Raw genomic sequence first — 23,145 nt, 5'->3', positions numbered from 1 at the left:
AGTATATCTGATAGTTTCTTCTGGTTTAAGGTGTTTGCTTCCAAAGGAAAGTCAAACTGTTCAAGGCCCGAGTAACATTGCCAAGCCTGATAATTACAAAGCTATAACTTACTCATTGCTCTTTAATCAATAAAAACTAGGCTCTGTGAAGCCATCCAGACTTTAATACATGCCATATTGGGAAATATAGTTTTTCTTCTTATACTGACATACCTTTCATGGCGATTCCGCTAGTAATCGATGCATTGAAAGAGGTTCTTGTTTCGCTCATTCTAAGAGAACAGATGTGCTTCACCGGCGTGGCGTCTTTTAGATTTTATGACTAACAAAAGTGTAATGAAGCCAGGCAATGCTTGTATATATAAAACACTGATCGCAGTTGTGAGTCCTCCAAAAATTCCAGCAATAGTGATACATATGAGTAAAAACACTTTTAAACTTTGATTACTGCTGATTAAGCCCCAAAGTAAACCAAAACCAAAAAAACTATTATATAAACCATGGTTCATAGCCAATACTTCTGAAGATTGTGCTACCTCTGCTGTCATAGAGAATATTTTTTTTCCAACAGGATGATTCCAGAAAAATATTTCTAACACCATTATACCAAGATGCAAGAGTGCGACTAAAAAAGTCATAAAACCCGCAAAAAACTTCATATATTTTAATACCTAGAATGCTTTGTTGTAAATATGATTTTTTATAGTGTGGTAAATTGACTTGAGTTGCAATGGATGATGTTAATACTGCTGTTTTAATTAATCACCAACCTATGAGCAAATAGTTTATCAAAAAAAAGCGCCATAAGGCGCTTTCAAATGATATTGGAATATCTGGTTATTTTCCAGATGGATTTTTCATGTAACGAAAGAAGTCACTGTCTGGCTCGACAACCAAGACGTCCTGCTTGCTACTGAAGCTCTTCCTGTAAGCATCCATACTACGTAAGAACCTATAAAAATCAGCATCCTTTGTGTAAGTTTCGGCATAAATCTGCGCTGCTTGTGCTTCACCTTCACCTTGAAGTTTGCGCAAGTTACGTTCAGCATCAGCTAACATAACAGTGATTTTGGCATCGATATCGGCTTTGATAAACTCAGCTTTTTCTTTACCTTCAGAGCGATGCTCTCTAGCAACTGCTTCACGCTCTGTCCGCATACGTTGGAAAATAAAGTTCCGAACCTCAAGTGGTAAGTTAATTTGTTTAACACGCACATCAATTATTTCTATACCCAATTCATCTGAACTAGTGGAGGCTTGTGCCATGGCTTCATCCATCAATTCAGAACGTTCACCTGATACAATTTGTTGAATAGTACGGGTACCAAATTCAGATCGCAGTCCGTTATTCACTTTTTGTTGTAACAGTATTTCCGCACTAGATTTGATCCCACCAGTGGCTAGGTAATACTTAGCAAAGTCTTCAATTTTCCACTTAACATATAAGTCAACAATCAAATCCTTTTTCTCTGAGGTCACAAATCGATCGGGTGCTTCATCCAGTGTTTGAATACGTGCATCGAGTGTTACCACACGGTCAAAGAAAGGAAGTTTAAAATGTAAACCTGGTTCAAAGACTGTGGTGTCACCTGTTTCGCTATCTCTTTGGACTTTACCAAACTGGATGACGATGGCTTTGTTACCTTCCTCAACTACGAACAAAGAACTAAAGGTAAGCAAGCCTAAGGCTACTATTATTAAGGTAATAAAATTTTTCATAGCTTAGTTCCTCCCACTACGAACGCCGTTACTACGGCTGTTTCTGGAGTTGCTGCTGACAGGCTGTGGATCAGCTTCCTGATTACGTAAACCTTCTAAAGTACTGCGGATATTCGCTGGGATAGTGGGCCCAGATTGATTACCTAGTATTTTGTCCAGGGGCAGATACATCATGTTTCCGGTGCCTTCTGTGTCCACCAATATCTTACTAGTATTACCGTACACTTCTTCCATAGTTTCAAGATAAATACGACTACGAGTCACTTCTGGTGCAGCCATGTATTGTGGTAATAATTCTTCAAACCTTGCGATTGCACCTTGTGCTTCCAACGTTACACGCTCTTTGTAAGCCTGAGCTTCTTGTGCCATACGGTTGACTTGTCCACGGGCGCGAGGCTCTAATTCTCGAGAATAAGCTTCTGCTTCGTTAATAAAACGTTGTTCATCTTCTTGCGCTGCAATGGCATCATCAAAAGCTTCTTTTACTTCCTCTGGTGGCCTTGCATCTTTGAAGTTCATATCGAGAACAGCTATGCCCATATCGTATGATTCAATGATACCCGTTAATTCATCCCTGACGCTTTGTCTCGCTACTTCACGGCCGCTTGTTAATATATCATCCATTTTTGAATGACCTACAACATAACGAATGGCACTATCAAACGCTTGACTTAAACTCTCTTCAGGACTGGTTACGGCGAAGCTATATTTATAAGGTTCAAGGATACGATATTGAACCTCCATTTCAACACGAACTACGTTTTCGTCTTCAGTTAACATCGAACCCGAAGATGGCATAGAGCGGATTGTCTTCACATCTACCGGTATAACAACATCTATCAAAGTCGGCTTCCACTGCAAGCCGGGGTCAACAAAATGGCTAAACTCACCAAAACGCAACACGACTCCACGTTCGGCTTCGCGAATAGTATAAAAACCACTAAACACCCAACCAATAACCAATATTCCAAAGATAACAGCTACACCTATGCCACCCAGGCTTTTACCACCCGAAGAGCCGCCATCACCACCGAACTTGCCGAGTTTACTCATCAAGTTTTTAAACACCTCGTCTAAATCAGGCGGGCCTTGATCTCGACCACCCTTGTTCTTCCAAGGATCATTATTATTTCCACCGGGCTCATTCCAAGCCATTATGTCTCTCCAACTAGTTAATTCAATAAATAGGTCTGTAGACCTTTACGAGTTTTTTTAAATTTTTGATCTGTTACTTGTTACTTGTTGCTTCTATTTTACTATATATGACTCTAAATCAACGTCTACACGTTTCACTAATCTGTTCCAATCTCTTTGTTCCATGCGAACATTAACTTGCCAATCACCATTTTCGGCATAACTTTCTGCAGCAATGCAATTCATCTCAAAAAACACACCACGTAAAATACTTTTCTGCGGAGGTATCAATAAACTATGTTGTACCATGTTTTTTGATAAACATTCAGTAATTGCGCTAAGCAGTAAATCAATCCCCACTCCTTGCTGAGCAGATAACCAAACACGAATTGGCGTACCTGTTTCGTTTCTGACTATTTTCGGTTCGACCCCATCCATTCGATCAATTTTATTACACACCATCAATTGTGGAATTTCGTTAGCTTTTATCTCTTCAAGGACTTCTTCTACTTGTCCAATGTTATCTCGAAACTGCTCATCAGAATAATCTACAACATGCAATAATAGGTTTGCCTGCTGAGTTTCTTGCAATGTAGCCTTAAATGCAGCTATTAGATCATGGGGTAGATGACGAATAAAACCAACCGTATCAGCAAGAATTGCTGAGCCGACATCTTGTAACTGAATCTTTCTAAGTGTTGGGTCAAGTGTGGCAAATAGTTGGTCTGCTGCATACACTGCAGATTGTGTCATAGTGTTAAATAAAGTGGATTTTCCAGCGTTTGTATAGCCCACCAAAGACACTGTAGGAATTTCTGCACGAATTCTGGAGCGTCGTCCCTGTTCACGTTGTTTTTGTACTTTATCCAGACGTCGCTGAATCGCCTTTATCCTTGCTCTGAGCAATCGTCTATCAGTTTCAAGTTGACTTTCACCAGGGCCACGAAGACCAATGCCGCCTTTTTGTTTATCTAGGTGAGTCCACCCACGAATCAACCGAGTGCTGATATGGCGAAGCTGAGCCAGTTCTACTTGTAACTTGCCTTCGTGAGTACGGGCGCGTTGGGCGAAAATATCTAAGATGAGTCCTGTGCGATCGAGGACTCTACATTGACACAATTGTTCTAAATTACGTTCTTGTGAGGGGGATAAACTGTGGTTGAAAATTACCACATCAGCTTGCTGGGCTTTGACTGCACTAGCAATTTCATCGGCTTTGCCACTACCCACAAAATAACGTGCCTGTGGAGCTTGCCGAGAACCTGTGACAATGTCTATAGCATTAACTCCAGCAGAAGACACAAGGAGCTGTAATTCTAATAAATCTTCTTTGCTATTTTCATCAGCAAAATCAACATGTACTAAAACAGCCTGTTCACCTGCTTCATAACGGTCAAACAAGCCGCTCTCCTAAAACCATATTACTCTTCGTCTGCTTCCGTTTGACCTGAAGTAGGCATCGGAATTACGCGTGATGGAACCACAGTAGAAATTGCGTGTTTATAAACCATTTGGCTTACAGTATTTTTAAGTAAGATCACAAATTGATCGAATGACTCTACTTGCCCTTGAAGTTTAATACCATTGACTAAGTAAATAGATACAGGGATACGTTCTTTACGAAGCACATTAAGGAAGGGGTCTTGTAATGATTGCCCTTTAGCCATGATTAATCCTTTATTTATTAATATTATTTTTCTAATCTATGCAAGATTATACATTAAAACATATAGCTGTATAGACCGCCTTGGGATTGAAACTCACTCAGTTTAATGACTTCCATCAGGTTGTCTGGCGAAAACGTATCTAATTTGTGAATATTTTCCCAACCTCTTAGCCAAGTTAACTGTCTTTTGGCTAGCTGTCGAGTGGCTGCAACAGACTTTTCGAACATTTCGTTAAAATCATAATCGCCATCAAGATACTGCCACATTTGTTTATAGCCGACACATCTAATAGAGGTTAGGTTTAAATGTAGATCACCTCTATTTTTTAATTTTTCTACTTCGGCCTGAAACCCTGTATCGAGCATTAGTTGAAAACGCTGAGTTATACGTTGATGTAATTCTTTGCGATCGTTTGGAGCAATACAAAATTGTTTTATGTTATAGGGTATAGGTTCAGACTTGGTTGACATCCACTCAGTCATAGAGCGATCAGTAAGTTGATATACTTCGATAGCCCTGATTAAGCGTTGAGGATCATTGGGGTGGATACGTTTAGCTGAAGTAGGATCTATTTGGGCTAATTGTTGATGTAATTTATCCCAACCTAATTCATCAGCTTTTGCTTCTATAGCCTTTCTCACACTTTGATCTGATTCTGGTAATGGTGAAAGTCCGTCAATCAAGGCTTTGTAATACATCATCGTGCCGCCCACTAATAGTGGGATCTTTCCTCTTGCTGTGATGTCTTGCATGGCCAATAGAGCATCTTTACGAAATTCGACCACTGAATAACGTTGTGAAGGGTCTAAAATATTGATTAATTTGTGAGGGGCTTTTATTAATTCAGCTGCACTAGGTTTAGCCGTACCTATATCCATGTCACGATAGATCAATGCAGAATCAACACTTATTATTTCACACGGCAGGTTTTCGCAAAGCTCAATTGCTAGGCCTGTTTTTCCAGACGCGGTAGGTCCCATCAAAAATAACGCAGGTGGCAAAGAATTAGGGGCGGGGCCTATGATCTTATGTTCATGCATTTGCATTGAGCCAATCATCTAAATGCACTTGTTTACCTATCAGAGCAATATCATGTTCTAAGTTATCAGATGAAAGAACAAATTGTTGCCACAATTCTTGCACTTGACTAAGAGATATTTCTTCACTTGAAACTATACTAGCTAACAAGTGTTCACGTACTTTTTTATTGTCTGTTTCTATACATCTCAAAATATCCTCTAGATACTCGACCCATCGAAACTGTCTTAACCCTGCAGGTACTTTACGTAAAATAATCCGATTGGGTGTCCAGCCAATTTCTACGCTGTTTTCCAAAAGTGGCTGATAGAGTATTTTGGCTTGCGTCAGTAAATCAGTTGTGGCTTTTATCGAGATAGGCATCAATAAAGGTTGGCTAACTGGCATCGCTTCTGAGTAGAGTTTTGATATCACGCTAAGATGTAATGCCCTTGTCTCGAGTAAATAAAATTGTTGCTCTATTTTGAGCAAAATTTTCTTATCTGTTACTTGGAGCCATTGCCCAGTCAATATAGTTGAACGTTCTACAGAACTGGACAATGAATTAACAGGTGCTGTTGGGGTCATCAATTGTTGATAGTTTTTTGAAGATTGATTGATAACTTGTGAAGAGTTGACTAGGTGTTCAGACATGCTTTTGTTTGCCAGAAAGCCGGTAACATCAGAAGAGTGAGAACCTATTCCCGTATAGTTGGGCAAATTTTCGTCAACAGTCTCAGATTTTGGTCTTTGCAGAGGTTGAATATAATCATGATTGGGCTGTGCTTGTGGCAATACGTTTACTTCAGGATTTGACTGCTGTCCTTGTTGAAAATATTGATTCAGCGAATCCGTTAGTGCTCTATATATAAAATCATGCACTAAACGTGCTTGATGAAATCTCACTTCATGTTTGGCGGGGTGAACATTTACATCGACTTGGTTTGGCTCAAGGGTCAAATACAGCACATAAGTTGGATATAAATCGGCATCGATAAGCCCTTCAAACGCTTGGCGAACCGCATGATTGATTAACTTATCACGCATCATACGGCCATTTACATAAAAATATTGAAAGTCGCCTTGGGTTTTGGCTTGTTCTGGTTGGGCCAACCAACCCTTTAACTCAAATTGTTGATATTGACTATTTAATTCAATATTTTGCGCAGAAAATTCTTTGCCGCATATAGCCCCGATACGTTTTAACTCAGTGTCTTGTGCCTTCACTGCTGGGTATTTACGCAGTAACTTGCCATTATGTTTAAGGCTAAAGCTCACATCAAAACGACTCAGTGCAATGCGCCTGACTACTTCGTCAATATGTGCGAACTCGGTTTTTTCGGTACGTAAAAATTTGCGTCTGGCGGGTGTATTAAAAAACAAATCGACGACATCAACACTAGTGCCATCGGGGTGTGCAACTGGATTGAGTTGTACTTGCATATCACGGCCTTCGCAGTGAGCTTGCCAGGCTTGCGTTTGATCTTTGGGCTTTGAGCTTAAACTTAAGCGTGCAACTGAGCTAATACTAGCCAAGGCTTCACCACGAAACCCTAAACTACAAATGGCTTCTAAATCGTCTAACTTGGCTATCTTACTAGTGGCATGGCGGCTAAGGGCTAACGCAAGTTCGTCATGGGGAATGCCACTACCGTTATCACGGATTAATATACGTTTGTGCCCGCCCTTTTCAATATCAATTTCAATCGAACTAGCCCCCGAATCAAGACTATTTTCAACTATTTCCTTTACCACAGAAGCAGGGCGTTCAACGACTTCCCCAGCGGCAATTTGGTTGGCTAATCTTGATGGAAGAATTTGAATTGGCAAAACAATGACCTTGGTGTAAATGCTAAATGAGTAAGTTAGGTGCTGGGGATCGTCAGTACTTGTCCGATACGCACCACATCAGTATTTAGATTATTGGCTTTTTTCAGAGTACTGATTTGTACATTATAACGCTGAGCCAGCAAAGATAATGATTCACCACTGCGCACTCTATGGGTGCGGTTTTCTTGCTTCCATTTCGCCCACAAAGAACCGTCCGGTGGGGAACCTTTAAAATGTTGTTTAAGCCCGTTAAATAATGATTGAGCCATTTTCTGCCTATACTTAGACCAATTCAGATTCTTCTCTTCTTGAGGGTTAGAGATAAAGCCCATTTCTACTAAAATCGACGGAATGTCTGGTGAGGTTAACACCGCAAAACTAGCCCCTTGTGGCTTATCTTTATGTAATGATGTTACATTCTTTAAGTGTTTAAGCATATCACGACTCACGTCATAACTAGTGGTCAAAGAGTGGTCCATAGACATATCGAGAAACGTTTGAGCTAAATAACGTTCATTTGCAGTATCTTGAATAATTTCAGCGGCTCCGCCTAATAATTCAGAATGCCGTTCGGTATTCTCCAGCCAGCGACCCAGTTCAGTGTTCGCTCTTTTCATTGATAAAACCCACACAGACGCTCCTCTAGGAACAGGTGTGGTAAAAGCATCTGCGTGGATTGATACAAACATATCTGCTTTGTGTTTTCTAGCAAGTTGAGGCCGCTTATTCGGTGAAATATAGTAATCACCGGCACGTGTCATCACCGCTTTCATACCTTTTTCTTTGCCAATTAGAGATTCTAATCTTTTAGCTATACCTAAAGTGACATCTTTCTCATAACTACCACTTGGACCAATTGAGCCCGGATCTTCTCCACCGTGACCCGCGTCTATAACAATCACGATGTCCCTGTCTGTCGTAGATTTTGAATTCAACACAATTTTTTGTGCTGCAGAGTCTGAGTCGTTTAGATCAATGACTAATCTATTGCCATAGGGTGCGGTGGGAGGTAAAGCAAAAATATTTTTTTTAAGTTTTTTATTTAACTCAATAACTACTCGAACGGATTGAGGGTTTTTGGCTGTGCTGTAGCGTACTTTTTTGACTAGCTTGCTTTCATTCGCAACCTTTTTAAAATCGAAATTCCTGGGTGTGTTTTCTATATCGATCACTAATCGTTGCGGATTTTTTAATGTGAAGTAAGTATATGTAGGTGTATCAGCTAAATCGAAAACTAAACGTGTCGTGTTTGGAGAAGGCCAAATACGCAGTCCTTCGATGGTATTGTTAGCAAAACTTGCTGTAGTAAAAGCCATCAGTAAAAAACTGGTAAGTATTACATTCAGTTGTTTGGACCAAAACGTTTGCATTAATATTTTTCTAGTTTAATTGCTTAAGCAAATCCGAGCCTTTTGCAGATTTGGCCTGCATTGTAAAGACACGTCCCGTTTGTTTGTACTCAATACTAATGTGTAAATCCGCAGATGCCAAGAGGCCAGCACCTTTGTCTGGCCATTCAATCAAACAAATACAATCAGCATCGAAATAATCGCGAATACCCATAAATTCTAATTCTTCAGGATCAGATAAACGATATAAGTCAAAGTGAAACACCCGCCAGTCAGCTATTTCATAAGGTTCAACTAAGGTATAGGTAGGGCTTTTGACATGACCTATATGCCCTAATCCTTGAATAAAACCTCGACTAAAAGTGGTTTTACCCGCCCCTAAATCCCCTTCAAGATATATCACCATACCCTGATGACAGTTCTGAGCAAGTTTTCTAGCTAAAGCGACTGTGGCTACTTCATCTGCTAAGTTATACTGGGTTGGGGATAAATCAAATATGGGGGTAATCAAAGAAAAACTCATAATCCGTTAACTATAGCTCGTAAAGGTTGCAATAAATCAGAGGCAATCATACCACGTTGACCATACTGTATGGCAACTCTATCTCCTGCTTCAGCATGAGCACATACACCATATACAGCGGCTTTTTGTGAGGTGAATCCTTGTGCCAAAAAAGCGCCAATAACACCGGTGAGTAAGTCGCCCATACCTGCTGTTGCCATACCTGGATTACCCCCTTTGCATACAAAGCATTGAGGCTCTTGATGTGATCCATCCATTTGAATAACAGTGCCCGCACCTTTTAGAACGCAAGTAGACTGATATTTTTGAGCAATATTTTGGCTAGCCAAGTATCTATCGTTTTCAATTTTAGCAATTGTGCAGTTCAATAATTGACTCGCTTCACCTGGATGAGGTGTTATTACTAGTGAGGGTAAACCTGCCAAAGTATTCTGTATGTTTGAATCATCTGCCACAGAGGCTAACAAATTTAAACCGTCAGCATCAATCACCAATGGCTTTGGATGGTGTTTTAGGTATTCAAATAAACGGGAGAATTGCTGATGAGCCCAATCATCTTGGCCTAATCCAGGCCCTATAACTATGCAGCTACACCAATCTAGGGCTGTCTCAAGGTTTTTGTGCATCAGCATTATTTCTGGACGACCAGCAGAGATACCGATGCTACTTGACTCATGACAATAGACTTTCACTAAACCTACGCCACAGCGCAAAGCTGACTCGGCACTGAGTCGAATTGCCCCTGCCATACCTTGGTTACCTCCTATACACAATAATTTTCCAAAAGAGCCCTTATTGCTATGCTCAGGTCTAGCTTGCAGCCGTTGCAACATAGACCAGTCGACTAACTGTGCTTCACTGTGGGTGATACCAAAAAATTCTGCACCAATTTTTAAATCAGCAAAAGTGAGTTTCCCACAAAATGCTTTTCCAATACCGCTCACTAATCCTGGCTTGGTGGCAACAAAAGTGACAGTCACATTCGCTTTGATACAAACAGGTAGAGCTTGCCCTGTGTTAGCCTGCATTCCAGATGGTAAATCAATACTGAGTACTGGAATATCGGTTTGATTTATTTGTTGGATAACATCTTGAAAGGCCGATTTGACTTCGCCCGTTACCCCCGTGCCTAATAATGCATCTACCAATACATCAAATTCAGTAAAATCCACTTCAGAAAACTGCAGTGTTTTAGCCCCCAGTTTTAGCCACTCAAGTTGGGCTTGTTTGGCATCACCGATTAATTCTCTTTTAGGCTGCTCACAAGTAATGACAACATTGATACCTTGCTGTTTGGCAAGTTTAGCCAATATATAACCATCACCCGCATTATTACCGTTACCAGCAACCACTATAATACTTTGTACTTCAGGCCATTCTCGTTTTAACACGTTAAACGCAGCTTCGCCTGCTCGTTGCATCAATTCAAACATAGTACACCCAGCGATCTGGGCTGCCTTGGGCTCTATTGTTCTGACTTGTTCTGAACGCACAATTTTATGTGCTAGAATTGCAACCGCTTGCTGGGTTAACAGGTTTGTCAATGTCATCTTTAAACACTTCTGAATTGTTATTATTAGCTGAAAATATCAAGGCTTGGGGTAAAGTGCTAGGTTTTCAGCAAGTGGGTATTTGTGATGTTGATCTACAACAGCATGAATCTCACCTGCAATCGTGGCTGGAAAAAGGCTATGCTGGCGAAATGAACTATATGCTAGAGTACGGTATGAAAAGGGCTAGACCCGCTGAGTTGATGCCCGGTACGATGCGCGTTATCAGTGTCAGAATGGATTATCTGCCCCCCAATGCAAAATTTGCTCATACCTTAAAAAATAAACATCAAGCTTATATTAGCCGATATGCTCTGGGCCGCGACTATCACAAGTTGTTACGTGTTCGTTTGAAAAAACTGGGCGAAAAAATCAAAACAGAATGTAAAGAATTAAATTTCAGACCTTTTGTTGATTCAGCCCCAGTTCTCGAACACGCACTTGCCGAAAAAGCCGGTATCGGTTGGACAGGTAAGCATTCACTCACTATCAACAATGAAGCCGGTTCTTGGTTTTTTTTAGGTGAGCTGTTTGTGGATATTCCCTTACCTGTGGATAAGGCGGTAGAGGAAAACTGCGGTAATTGTTCCGCTTGCATGACTATTTGCCCCACTCAAGCAATAGTAGAACCTTATGTTGTTGACGCTAGGCGCTGTATTTCATATCTGACTATAGAACAAAAAGGTGCTATTCCTGAGCAATATCGGAGTTTAATTGGTAACCGTGTCTATGGTTGTGATGACTGTCAACTTATTTGCCCGTGGAACCGCTACGCCACTATTACAGATGAGGCTGATTTCCATCCTAGGCAAAAACTGATGAGCCGAGAACTTATCGACTTGTTTGCTTGGGATGAACCCACCTTTTTGAAAAATACCGAAGGTTCTGCTATCCGGCGTATTGGTTTTGAGCGTTGGCAACGTAATTTAGCGGTGGGCTTAGGGAATGCACCTTATTCGATTCAGATCGTTAGCACATTGCAAGCCGCCTTGAAACACGCAACAGATTTAGTCAAAGAACATATTCAATGGGCCTTGGTGCAACACCAAAACAAAGCAATGAAGGATGGAAATAACGACAGCCGCTTAACCCAAAGGTTAGTTCGTAGCATCGAAAAAGGGTTGGTTAGGGACGCTTAGTTCGGGATGCTTAATTCGGTGTACCTCAATAAAGTGGAATATTATCTCAGTTGCCTCTAAACATAACCTTTAACAATTCTGCGCACCGCCCCATGAGATGAAAAAAGCTGCATGTTTGACGCAATATGATCCGCAGGATAACCATACAAGCCAAAACGGTTACCACGGCTATGACTGATGATCAGTGCAAAGTTTGGGCGACAATCAATATCTCCTTGAAAGGGATCTAAAACGGGTATTTTGTATCGCCCCAGATATAAAAGACCTATTTGTCTGTCGTTTTTAAATACAACTTTATCAAATATCGGTTGTTCTATAATGGCATATACAGCAAATTTGGGAATTTGAACTGGCACCCCATGCCAGACCATTTCGACTACTTGCAGTTTCTCAGCCAGTGAAGATATTGATTTGGGTAATTCAAATGTTTTCATCATTTCTCCCTGAGATTAGCTATCAATTATTAACACTCTATTGATTAAATGATAGAAGAGAAGTGCAAAAGTGATCAAAAATTTAAGTAATAATCTTTGCAAAGGTCAATATATTCCTCGGAATAGCGACCTAGATGATCATAAATACTTAGTTTATGAGAGATTTTAGTTTTTTTTGTACGACTAAATTCTAATAAAATTCGCGTCACATGTGTTTGGTGTTTTGGCTGCACCTGAAGTTCCCGCAAACAATGCAACCCTAGTGTTTCAGCATCTGCCAAGAACACCTTAGCGACATCCGATGGCAATACACAGCAAAATTTGCCGCTAGCAGATAAGTGTTCTGTTACTTTTTGTAATAGTGTTGGGTGATCTAACTCAATCGTTTGCCGAGCATGGAGACGATTTTTTATTGAGTGAACTTTATTTGCGCTGACATTAATCGCAAAGTAAGGAGGGTTGCTAACAATTAAGTCATAAAGGGTACCCATTGGAAATTGTTGTAGGCTTGTATTCTGAAAAGACAGCCGCACTGCCCATGGGCAATTTTTCCCATTGTTTTTAGCCTGTTCAATTGCGGCAAGGTCGATATCTATCCCATCAATCAAACAGGTATGTTGCGATTTTTGAGCTAACATAATGGCTAGCAGTCCACTACCAGTACCAATATCTAGAATATGCTGGGCGCTATTAGTTTGCACCCAACTGCCTAACAAAATGCTGTCAGTCCCTACTTTCATAGCACAGGCATCGTGTTCGATAGTGAATTTTTTAAACCTAAATCCCACTTTAGAACACTTGTAAACGGATCATCTGAGCCGCCACATCGGCAGCCTGAACGGGTTTGTATTTCATTAATCCGCCTACCAACAGTGGTGACAAGAATGGGCTGATCACACTGGCAAGTTTCTCGGCAGGGCGCATTTCCTCTCGCTCTCCCAATAATAACGATGGCCTGACGGCACAAGCATTATCCAAACCTGACATACCAATAATAGCATTCTCTAATTCACCTTTTACCCGTAAGTAAAAGTTATGACTTTTAGCGTTAGCGCCTACTGAAGAAATCCAAACAAAGCTAACGGCACGTTGTGCTCTGGCAAGTTGGGCTGCGACATGCACATACTCAAAGTCTACTTTTCGAAATGCTCCCTTGCTGCCTGCTTTTTTGATTGTTGTGCCTAAACACACGTAAATATGCGGGCAACCAAAGTAGCCTTGGTAATCCTGTAAGTTGTCGAAATCAACCACTATGGGTTGTACTTTATCTGCACTATCTGCACTAGCACAAAAAAAATCTAAAGAAAGGGGTTTACGAACCAAACACGTAACTGTTTGATATCGATGGTCTTGGCAAAGTTGCTCAACCAATGTCTTTCCCACTAAACCTGTCGCACCTAACACTAAAGCCGTTTTTAACATGTATAACCTGTAATTTTACCTGCAGGTAAGAAACCCCTACAATACGGTTAGAGGGAATTACCCCTAAAAGAATAATGTATCTTATCCAATAAAGATCAGAACAAACAGTAATGGGAACAATTAGAATGAATAAGCTCACCGGGCTTTTAGTCAGTAGTTTGGCTTTATGGACTGCAAATGTAGCAGGCAACAATCACCCTGAATCAGTACTGGGTATTGAACGTATTTTTCAATCTCCAAGCCTCCAGGGGGCAGCACAAAAAAAATTACAGGTGTCTCCTGATGGAAAGCGTGTAACGTTTTTACAAGGTAAAAAAACCGATTATGAACGATTAGACCTTTGGGAATACGACATAGTAAGTGGCCAAACTCAGCTGTTATTTGATTCAGACGATTTGAGCACTGGACTAGAAACTTTGTCTAATGAAGAAAAAGCTAGACGTGAACGTATGCGCTTAAGTGGATCTGGTATTGTTAGTTACCAGTGGTCAAATGATGGTAAAGCGTTGTTATTTCCCTTGTCAGGTGACGCCTATTATTACCGTTTAGGTGATAAAAAAGCTGAACAAGTCATTCAAACAACAGAATTTGAAACCGATGTTAAATTGTCACCCAAAGGTAATTTTGTATCATATGTTCGCGACCAAGACTTGTACATCAAACATATAATAAGTGGTAAAGAAACACGCTTAACCAATGATGGACAAGGTTTAATTAAAAACGCCATGGCTGAATTTGTTGCTCAAGAAGAAATGGGGCGAATGACAGGCTATTGGTGGTCGCCAGACGAAAAACATATTGCCTTTACTCAAGTTGATGAGTCACCTGTTGAACAAATCACGCGTAGCGAAATTTACGCCGATTCTATAAAAATGGTCACCCAACGTTATCCCAGTGCTGGCACCAACAATGTGCTCATAAAGCTAGCGGTTATTGACGTATCAACTAAACAAAAACAATGGGTAGATTTGGGTGACGAGCAAGATATTTATTTGGCCAGAGTGAGGTGGATGAAGGATAGTTCAGTATTGACCTATCAAATACAAGATCGCAGCCAGCAGTATTTAGCGCTCAAGGCATTTAATCTATCGAATAATAGCCAAAACACTCTTGTTGAAGAAAACAGTAATACGTGGGTTAACTTACATGAAGATTTACATTTTTTAGATGACAATCAGCACTTCATTTGGGCATCAGAAAAAGATGGCTCCAAACATCTGTACTTATACAAAAACAATGGTGAGTTAGTTCGTCAGCTCACAAAAGGAAAGTGGGTAGTGGATCAGGTAGAGGCTATCGACCAGAAAAATGATTTGGTTTACTTTTCGGGTCGTGCAGATACTCCCACACAAAGCCAATTGTACAAGGTTGGTTTAGCTGGTGGTTCAGTCACTAAAATAACCCAACGCAGTGGTTTTCATAAAATTTCTTTCAGTGATGATGCCAGCGTGTATATTGATAATTTTTCTACTACCAACACACCTCAACAAGTCAGTTTGCACAAGTCCACAGGTGAGCAGTTAACTTGGTTAAGTGAAAATGCCGTGGACGATAATCATCCTCTCAAGCCCTATCTGGCTAACTGGGTCAAGCCGACTATCGCTAGTTTTAACTTAGCTGATGGCACCGAACTCTATTATCGCTTGTACACACCACACAGTCTAAAGGGTAAACATCCTGTGATTGTTTATCAGTATGGCGGTCCTGGCGTACAAGTGGTCAAAGACAGTTGGGGGGGCAATCGTGGCTTACTTATGCAGTACTGGGCAAGTAAAGGTTATGTGGTATTTAGTCTCGATAACCGAGGTTCAAAAGGTAGAGGCAAAGCTTTTGAAGACCCATTATACAAAAAGATGGGCAGTGTTGAGCTGGACGATCAAGTTGAAGGTGTAAAGTTTTTACGCACGCTACCCTATGTGGACGAAACACGCATTGGTGTCTATGGCCACAGTTATGGCGGTTATATGACCTTAATGGCGATGTTCAAAGCCGGTGATTATTTTCAAGCAGGTGTGTCAGGTGCACCTGTCACCGATTGGGGATTGTATGACACACATTATACTGAGCGATTTATGGGTCACCCTAAAGTAGATGTTGAAGCTTACAAAGCCGCTTCAGTCTTCCCTTATGCAAAAGATCTTAAAGGCGACCTGCTGATTTATCATGGTATGGCTGACGATAACGTATTGTTTACTAACAGTACTAAGTTATATAAACACCTGCAAGACTTAGCTATCCCATTCGAGAGCATGGATTATCCGGGCAAAAAACATAGCATACGAGGTAAAAATACGGGTATTCACTTGTATAAAACCATTACCAATTTCTTCGATAAACACTTCGGGATGTAGAAGGGTGCAGATGTTAGTAGCTAGTCACTAGTAACAGACGGAATGAAGTTGAACCACAAAGAACGAAGAAAATACGGAGGAAAAGCAGGTGGAAAAGACATTTTTTATTGGGTTTAAGAGCCAGGAATGACTGGCTTTAATGTTTATGCCATTAGCGGTTATAGCTGCGCCGCAAAAATTTATGGTTTAAAATTAATGGCCTACGACCTCCTTATTCGCTAATCGGCAAAGTACCGTATTTGGCTTGATATTTGTAAAGTGCTTTAATTATTCTATATAAGTCTTTTTCTCAACGTAAATATCGGTTGATGACACGTCCCGTGATTCGTTTAATTTTCGTTGCTGCTCACTGACGCGAGCATATGTTTCAGAAATTTTAATCTTATCGCTTTTACCATCTATGACGTTTTTAATACATTTACTCAAATTTGTAGTTCTCATTATGACGCCTTGTTTGTTTAAGTGGTAAACCGTATTGAAAAAAAACTCTCTGTTAAAGTGGAATAATGCTGGATCGCAATGTAATGAAAACCCATTGGCACTTAGAAGCTTACTAAAGTCATTGATACGGTTCTGATCTTCTTTTTTTTGTAGATCAAATTTTGGGTTTCTCATAGTAGTAGGATATGTCAATATTAATTGCGCTCCAATTTCCTCGACATAATTTTGAATGAGATACATTTGCTCAATAAATCGCTGTGACAAGGGCATTCTATTTCCCCTGGGCCCATAAAAACTATCGCTCAAAGCTTTACCTTTAGTCTTCAAATCATGTATAAATTCGCCATTTGATGTCAACGCCTGCCAATTGTAACCGAGCCCTGGAGAAAAATTATTGTTGGCAATTTTATTGCGGACTTCTTCCAGAGAAACCCCGTTTTTAACCCAATATTGAAGTCGTCCAGTAAATAATTCTTTAAAATTTATAGCCTTCGCGAGGTCAATTTTTGCTGAAGTATCTAAAAAAGCCATACCCCAGTTTGACATACTTTCGGTATGTACAGATGTGAGTTTCTGTCGGTAATAATGATTAAACTCTAACGGCATAACAACAAAGTCATCTTTTACAAGGTATTTTTTTAATATTGAACGATAAAAGCCCAAATCAAGACCTGCATGAGAAGATAGATTTAATATTTTCTTGCCTGTCAGTATACTTAATTCATTGCTATCTATTCCGAATTGCCCATTGGAGCCTGCAAGGATAAGTATTCGCGATTGGTTTGATAAGGTTCTCTTTGCTTTAAGCCATTCAAACTTTACAGGTATCCAATGTGGATAAATAGTGCTTTTCTTTGGAAATATAAACAATGCTAGAGTAATGGATAATCCGACAAAGGTTAATAACAGACCTGCAAAATATCGATTTTTCATTCACACATTGCTCTTAAAAGTTGAAATATAAAAATTCACTTGGTACTGAGTCACCCATGCTCACAAATAATGCTGCAAAAGCTAAGATAATAGTCGCAAATCCTTTGGCAAAAGTGAGCTTTTGAACAGTGTCTGAATTGAAGCCCGAAATTTCCATAGAGTTTTTGCAAAACAAAGCAATAGCTCCAAAAATAAGAACAAATAAAACCGTTACAGAAGATGATACAAATTGTTCTTGAATAGATGGGAGTTTATTTGGGGTGATATCTAAAATATAAACAAAAATACTATGAAAATTTTCTGATAATTCAAAACCATTAAGACCTAACATTCCACTAGCAACCATAATGGCCTCATTTATTGTTTCAGCCCTAAAAAATACCCAAGAGAAGTTAACGAACATAAAGGTAATTATCCAGCCGCAAATATTATTCATTTCCATCCCAATATTTCGCCACACTCTGTGAACCAAAACAGCAAATCCGTGCAGGGCTCCCCAGATAATAAATGTCCATCCAGCACCATGCCAGATTCCCCCTAAGAGGAATGTTACAAATAGATTCACGAAAGTGTTGCAACTACCAGAGCGGTTCCCACCAAGTGGAATATAGACATAATCACGGAGCCAACGAGACAATGTCATATGCCAACGATGCCAAAAGTCTTGAATATTTTTAGCCTTGTAAGGTGAATTAAAATTCATAGGAAGTTTTATATTGAATAAAAGAGCAGCTCCAATCGCCATATCCGTGTAACCAGAGAAATCATAATAAAGCTGAAATGTATAACTTAAACTAGTCAACCAAGCGTCTAAGAAAGATAATTGTGTTGTGAATGAGAATCCCGCAGTAGCCCAAATTGCGAAAGTATCTGCTATAACCACTTTTTTGAATAAACCAATAGCAAAAATAAAAAGCCCCTTTTCAATATTATTAGGGATCATTGAGTTACTATTGGACATGGCAAACTGCGGTATCATTTCTTTGTGATGAACTATTGGTCCTGCAATTAATTGGGGGAAAAATGAGACAAAAAGAAAATAATCCAAAAGATTGTACTTACTGTCGTGGTCAGAGCGACAATCAGATAAGTATGCGACTTGTTGAAATGTAAAAAAACTTATTGCTAGAGGCAAGATCACATCCAAAGGACCAAACTCGCTGGTGGAAAATTTATTGAAATTTTCGACCAAAAAATGTGAATATTTAAAATAGCCAAGCAATACTAAATTAAACGTTATTCCAAGGATCATTAAGCTCTTTTTTTGCTTTTCACCCCGACTTGCAATTATCGCCGAACCACACGCAAAGTTTATCAGTATGGAGATAATCAATAAAATCAAATAAGCAGCCTTCCACCAACCATAAAAAAAAAGCGAACTTGCAACAAGCCAAACCTTGGCTAGCTTTGGAAGTTCCGCCTTTAATAAAAGCCAGTAGACGATCGCTGCAACTGGTAAAAATAAAAAAATAAATTCTATAGAATTAAATAACACAACATCCCTTCAGGATTTAATTTAATAAAATGTTTCTTAACAATACACAAAAAAATAAATTTTAATTAAATCAAAAACACAACTAAATAATAAGAAATACTAACTCTCAAGTTAAAAAATGAATCAATACAATATACATTAACACCCCACTTGCAGCATATACAGATATCGCATCAAGCGAGGCTCAATTAAAATGCACAAGTATGAGAACATATAAAATAAACCGTCATTTTTCCTAAAATCAAAGTACATGATGTCTTATATTTTCCATATTGGCATCTATTTTATATTCTTAAGGGAGTGAAAGTTGGCTATTTTTCGATTATTAATCAACTGTTTGCACGTATCTCAGAATTCAAGACAAGCGCCTCCCACTATTATGCAAACCGGTTTTGAATATTACTGACCCCCTTTATCTTGTGCCTGTTATTGAATTTTGAAGTGAAGGTTGAAAGGGGCGGTAGGTTAAGTCTATACCCTATCGCATTTACAGAGGCTGTAACTTATAACCGGTTATCGCCGCGTATTACTTAGATGGATTGGATTAGCAGATGGATGGTGGCTTTAGTTATTTTTAGAGCCGGTTTATGGACGAGTCATTGTATTAGCCAAAACTTGCTGGTAATTGCGCATGGCAGTGAGGAGAGTCAATCAACAATAGAATCAATTAAAGGTAGAGTACGCGCTGGATAAAACGATAACTAACGCGGTCAATAAAATACGTCAGCTTTATGAGTCAAAAAACACCTGCTTAATTGGCAGATTCCTTTTGATGCTACTCACTTATTAATCAGGTGCCGAGATTATTGACTTTCATGAGTTTTTTCAGGCATACCGTCATCGATAATTAATTTCGATAGTGAAACAAAATTAAGATTGTTTCTTGAATCGACGAAAACTTAAACCTATTAAGCCTAATGCAAAAATAACGAGGGCACTGGGTTCGCTAACGGTCGATAATTTTGCTGACGTTCCAAAATCCCATGGCATGTTCTCGCCTCCAATACTCCACTCGCCATCGACATTATTGAAAAACACGTTCATAGGGTCTTTTGCTTTTTTATTAAAATATCTATCATATTTATCAATGATTTTGTTTAATTTTCTATCATATTTTTTTAACTTATCTTGGTTTTTTATTTGTCTTTTTTCATTTATGTTATCTATTTTATTATTTTGAAATTTTTCACAGATATTATACTTATCTCTATCTGCATACTTCTCACACTTTTTTAAGACAAGTTCAATGCCATCACTAATCGAAATAAGTTCAATATATGTTGGTTGCCGTAACGCTTCTATTCTACTCTGACGTGATGTTAATAATGTGGCTTCTCTATCGGTAAACTGTGCATACGTCAGTTCGATAAAAAAATTGTTATTATGGAATAACTTACCGGAAACATTGGCTAGGCAAGTGCCATCCATACAGCTTTTATGCGTTAGATTTAACGGAACAACGTGATTAGATGGCCCGTCATAAGTAAATCCAACAAGCGCTTTCATGTCGAAAAAATCTCCAATTGTGTAATTCGATAAAGTTATACTTCCGGTTACTGTTGTCCAATCAGTGTCGTCAGGTTGATGTCCCCTATAATCTTTAACAAGACTACAATCATAACAACTGGCGCTCCAATCGTACGTGGTTTCAGACAGCGCTGTCTCGATCAAAGAAGCTGAAGCAATATTTGCAAAACCGCTTGCCAATAAAATAACACTAGAAATGACTACCTTTAAAAACCCATGCAACATTAATTTATCCATTTATCCATTTATCCATTTATCCATTTATAATTTTAATCCCATACTAAGGGCGTGCATTAACTGACTATACTCAAATGTATTTAAGCAAGTAGAATGCCGAAAAATAAAATATGATTATATTCAATAATTTAATGAAAACTATGGAAAATCATGGTGTTGTAAATGTAAAATAATCTGACACAATCCACCCATAGTGAAACTATGTATATCGTCATTGTGGTAAGGGTTAAACAAAACAATTAGGTGCCGATATATAACGGCAGCAATAAATAAAGAGGCTAGAACACTTAAAAAGGTATTGATTGACAGATCGCTGACTCGGTGTGGTCTTCTTATATAAAGCTGTCTAGGCATATCTTCGCTGCTCGCTCGAAGGAGCCAGATAGTGCATGATAACTGTCTAAAATTTGATATTGATTAACTAAATCAGTGATAAAGCGACAATTTTCGACGAAATATCCATGAGTCAATATTGTGTAAAAAAACCTGACAGTGCCCTATAACGTGAAAGTGCTGACTGTCCAGTGATTGCTCATTCCCGCCCGTCAGGTTTAATTTTGGGCCATTGACCAGAATTAATAGTTTCAGCGAAGCCGGAATTTTCTCTTCTATGTTTACTCGTTGCTCTGCGTGGTGAGAAACTTTCATCTTTTGCTTTTAGCTAATGTCTATTTACTAGCCACTGTTTATAAGCAAACATATGCGGCGCTAAGGTTTTTGAATGCCTACAACGGCATGCTTCTTTAACTCTTTTCCTATTGGATTGTCTTGCCCAGATATCCAGATTTTGAGTTCTGCGTCTAAATCAAAGTGTCCGGCTGTTTCGATTTTAAATTGGGTAATGGCGCGATAGGGGATGGAATGATAGTCGACTTTGCGGCCAGTTATTCCTTGTTTATCAATCAGAATAAGGCGTTTGTTAGTGAATACATACATATCTCGTACAACTTTAAAGACTTGCTGAATACTTTCAGTGTCGCCAATAATGGGTGATAATTCGTCTGCCACTTCACTGATATCAATTTCAGATGCGTTGCCGAGTAAAGCATCAAGTAGTCCCATTCTTACTTCCTCAAAACATTTAGTGAATAATCAGCATAATTGTTGGTGCGAAAATAGCAACTAAAGGCTAAGATCTTGCAATATTTTAATGATGGTGATGATGAGTCTATGTCCAGTGTGACTTTTGCCGATGTGCAATCTGCTGAAAAACGTATCAGTCCTTTTATCCATAAAACACCCGTGCTTGAATCTCAGTTATTAAATAGCTGGCTAGGGCACAAGTTGTTTTTTAAAGCAGAGTGTTTTCAGAAAACAGGGGCCTTTAAACTCCGTGGCGCACTGAATATGATGTTAAAAGCCAAAGAAGAAGGGCGACTGGGTTGTCAAGTGGTGGCCAGTAGTTCGGGTAATCACGCTCAGGCTGTGGCTTATGCCGCTAAAATATTAGGTGTGAAAGCTACTATTTATAGTGCACAGAACCTGTCTAAAGTAAAAGCCGCGGCAACCCAATATTATGGCGCGACACTCGACTTAAGTGCGACTCGCAAAGAGGCTGACGAAAAGGTCGCCGAGGCCGCCAGTAAACAAGATGTATTATGGATGCCCCCTTTCAATCATAACGATATTATAGCCGGCCAAGGTACGACTGCACTTGAGGCTATTGGGCAAACGGGTGAAGTAAATAGTGTGTTCGCACCCGTGGGCGGTGGGGGATTAGTGTCGGGTTCGTTGATCAGTACCAGAGCATTGCTTCCTAAGGCAAGTGTCATAGGTGTAGAACCATTGGCGGCAAATGATGCTGCAGAATCCCTGCGTACTGGTATTATTCAATCTTTAACAGAGCAGCCTAATACTTTGGCAGATGGAGCGGCAACACTTCAAGTTGGCGAAAAGACCTTTCCACATTTGCAGGCCTTAGATGGTTTTTATGAGGTAGATGAAACTGCCATTGCATATTGGACTCAATGGCTTCAACACTTGCTTAAAATACATGTTGAGCCTACCTGTGCAATGAGCATGGGAGGGGTGGTTGAGTGGCTTACATCACAGACCAGCGAGCAAAAGGTATTGGTGATGTTATCTGGTGGCAATATCGATCAACAAAAAATGCGCCAAATATGGCAAGACGATCATTTGCAACAAATTCCTTGCTTATAGACTGAATAAAATAGGTTAAAAACGCCACTTCATTAAAGATCAGTAAAAGGCTTCGAAATCACCTGTGCCAGTAATATGATTTAAAAAAAGATGTAGAGCAAGAGGGTATAAGTGAATGAGCAAGAGAAAATGTTAAACCGATATAGTGGTTGTGCCACCTTGTTTAACGCTCTAATCGATTGTCGCTAGATAACGTTTATTAAAAAATTATCAGCCT

At 39.5% G+C, this 23,145-nt stretch carries 20 protein-coding genes; 3 read left to right on the top strand and 17 right to left on the bottom strand.

The window, feature by feature from the left end; translation table 11 throughout:
- Window positions 1–272: 272 nt before the first annotated feature.
- From Q0Y52_RS02785 to Q0Y52_RS02740, 10 genes are all read right to left on the bottom strand, one after another.
- On the bottom strand, window positions 273–659 hold the full coding sequence (locus Q0Y52_RS02785) for a DUF1304 domain-containing protein (protein ID WP_297817678.1): 387 nt from the start codon (window positions 657–659) through the stop codon (window positions 273–275).
- Between the two features lie 178 nt (window positions 660–837).
- Window positions 838–1,719 (bottom strand): protease modulator HflC, encoded by an 882-nt coding sequence (gene hflC / locus Q0Y52_RS02780; RefSeq protein ID WP_297817675.1) that lies wholly within the window; start codon window positions 1,717–1,719, stop codon window positions 838–840.
- Window positions 1,720–1,722: 3 nt separating this feature from the next.
- On the bottom strand, window positions 1,723–2,874 hold the full coding sequence (hflK, locus tag Q0Y52_RS02775) for an FtsH protease activity modulator HflK (RefSeq protein WP_297817672.1): 1,152 nt from the start codon (window positions 2,872–2,874) through the stop codon (window positions 1,723–1,725).
- Window positions 2,875–2,967: 93 nt separating this feature from the next.
- On the bottom strand, window positions 2,968–4,254 hold the full coding sequence (hflX, locus tag Q0Y52_RS02770) for a ribosome rescue GTPase HflX (protein WP_297817669.1): 1,287 nt from the start codon (window positions 4,252–4,254) through the stop codon (window positions 2,968–2,970).
- A 20-nt stretch (window positions 4,255–4,274) separates the two neighbouring features.
- Window positions 4,275–4,520 (bottom strand): RNA chaperone Hfq, encoded by a 246-nt coding sequence (gene hfq, locus Q0Y52_RS02765; protein ID WP_297817666.1) that lies wholly within the window; start codon window positions 4,518–4,520, stop codon window positions 4,275–4,277.
- A 53-nt stretch (window positions 4,521–4,573) separates the two neighbouring features.
- A complete protein-coding gene (miaA, locus tag Q0Y52_RS02760; RefSeq protein ID WP_297817663.1) occupies window positions 4,574–5,560 on the bottom strand; it encodes a tRNA (adenosine(37)-N6)-dimethylallyltransferase MiaA in 987 nt (328 codons plus the stop codon).
- Complete coding sequence (gene mutL, locus Q0Y52_RS02755) at window positions 5,553–7,367, bottom strand: DNA mismatch repair endonuclease MutL (protein ID WP_297817660.1); 1,815 nt, start codon at window positions 7,365–7,367, stop codon at window positions 5,553–5,555. The genes miaA and mutL overlap by 8 nt, the downstream gene beginning before the upstream one ends.
- Before the next feature lie 35 nt (window positions 7,368–7,402).
- On the bottom strand, window positions 7,403–8,737 hold the full coding sequence (locus tag Q0Y52_RS02750; RefSeq protein ID WP_297817657.1) for an N-acetylmuramoyl-L-alanine amidase: 1,335 nt from the start codon (window positions 8,735–8,737) through the stop codon (window positions 7,403–7,405).
- Window positions 8,738–8,747: 10 nt separating this feature from the next.
- Complete coding sequence (tsaE, locus tag Q0Y52_RS02745; RefSeq protein ID WP_297817654.1) at window positions 8,748–9,239, bottom strand: tRNA (adenosine(37)-N6)-threonylcarbamoyltransferase complex ATPase subunit type 1 TsaE; 492 nt, start codon at window positions 9,237–9,239, stop codon at window positions 8,748–8,750.
- Window positions 9,236–10,789, bottom strand: a complete 1,554-nt coding sequence (locus Q0Y52_RS02740) for an NAD(P)H-hydrate dehydratase (RefSeq protein WP_297817651.1) — start codon at window positions 10,787–10,789, stop codon at window positions 9,236–9,238. Before Q0Y52_RS02740 ends, tsaE begins: the two co-directional genes overlap by 4 nt.
- Between Q0Y52_RS02740 and queG the strand changes: the two genes are divergently transcribed.
- Entirely contained in the window at window positions 10,783–11,928 is a 1,146-nt protein-coding gene (gene queG / locus Q0Y52_RS02735) for a tRNA epoxyqueuosine(34) reductase QueG (RefSeq protein ID WP_297817649.1), read from the top strand. The two genes, Q0Y52_RS02740 and queG, sit on opposite strands and share 7 nt — an antisense overlap.
- 56 nt (window positions 11,929–11,984) lie before the next feature.
- Here the strand turns inward: queG and Q0Y52_RS02730 are convergent, their stop codons facing one another.
- The 3 genes from Q0Y52_RS02730 to Q0Y52_RS02720 all read right to left on the bottom strand — a co-directional run bounded on the left by Q0Y52_RS02730 (window position 11,985) and on the right by Q0Y52_RS02720 (window position 13,784).
- Window positions 11,985–12,362: a hypothetical protein gene (locus Q0Y52_RS02730; RefSeq protein WP_297817645.1), complete on the bottom strand. Its 378-nt coding sequence runs from the start codon at window positions 12,360–12,362 to the stop codon at window positions 11,985–11,987.
- 74 nt (window positions 12,363–12,436) lie between these two features.
- Window positions 12,437–13,150 carry a methyltransferase gene (locus Q0Y52_RS02725; RefSeq protein ID WP_297817642.1) on the bottom strand — a complete coding sequence of 238 codons (714 nt, stop codon included), beginning with the start codon at window positions 13,148–13,150 and terminating at the stop codon, window positions 12,437–12,439.
- Between the two features lies 1 nt (window position 13,151).
- Window positions 13,152–13,784, bottom strand: a complete 633-nt coding sequence (locus tag Q0Y52_RS02720; protein WP_297817639.1) for an NAD(P)H-binding protein — start codon at window positions 13,782–13,784, stop codon at window positions 13,152–13,154.
- 125 nt (window positions 13,785–13,909) lie between these two features.
- Here Q0Y52_RS02720 and Q0Y52_RS02715 point away from each other — a divergent pair, with 125 nt between their 5' ends.
- Window positions 13,910–16,135 carry a S9 family peptidase gene (locus Q0Y52_RS02715; protein WP_297817635.1) on the top strand — a complete coding sequence of 742 codons (2,226 nt, stop codon included), beginning with the start codon at window positions 13,910–13,912 and terminating at the stop codon, window positions 16,133–16,135.
- 267 nt (window positions 16,136–16,402) lie between these two features.
- On the opposite strand, the gene Q0Y52_RS02710 is transcribed toward Q0Y52_RS02715, so the two are convergent.
- The 4 genes from Q0Y52_RS02710 to Q0Y52_RS02695 form a co-directional block, all read right to left on the bottom strand.
- A complete protein-coding gene (locus Q0Y52_RS02710) occupies window positions 16,403–17,509 on the bottom strand; it encodes a hypothetical protein (protein ID WP_297817632.1) in 1,107 nt (368 codons plus the stop codon).
- 13 nt (window positions 17,510–17,522) lie between these two features.
- Window positions 17,523–19,004: an MBOAT family protein gene (locus tag Q0Y52_RS02705; protein WP_297817629.1), complete on the bottom strand. Its 1,482-nt coding sequence runs from the start codon at window positions 19,002–19,004 to the stop codon at window positions 17,523–17,525.
- A gap of 870 nt (window positions 19,005–19,874) precedes the next feature.
- Window positions 19,875–20,768, bottom strand: coding sequence for a PEP-CTERM sorting domain-containing protein (locus Q0Y52_RS02700; protein WP_297817626.1), 894 nt, complete (start codon window positions 20,766–20,768; stop codon window positions 19,875–19,877).
- 708 nt (window positions 20,769–21,476) lie between these two features.
- Window positions 21,477–21,830 (bottom strand): PH domain-containing protein, encoded by a 354-nt coding sequence (locus Q0Y52_RS02695; RefSeq protein WP_297817623.1) that lies wholly within the window; start codon window positions 21,828–21,830, stop codon window positions 21,477–21,479.
- A 108-nt stretch (window positions 21,831–21,938) separates the two neighbouring features.
- On the opposite strand from Q0Y52_RS02695, the gene Q0Y52_RS02690 reads away from it, so the two are divergent.
- Window positions 21,939–22,928, top strand: a complete 990-nt coding sequence (locus Q0Y52_RS02690) for a serine/threonine dehydratase (protein WP_297818124.1) — start codon at window positions 21,939–21,941, stop codon at window positions 22,926–22,928.
- The last annotated feature ends 217 nt before the right edge of the window (window positions 22,929–23,145 follow it).

The organism is uncultured Paraglaciecola sp. (genome assembly GCF_943787955.1).
Lineage (GTDB): Bacteria > Pseudomonadota > Gammaproteobacteria > Enterobacterales > Alteromonadaceae > Paraglaciecola.
This window is presented reverse-complemented; position numbering and strand designations above follow the sequence as displayed.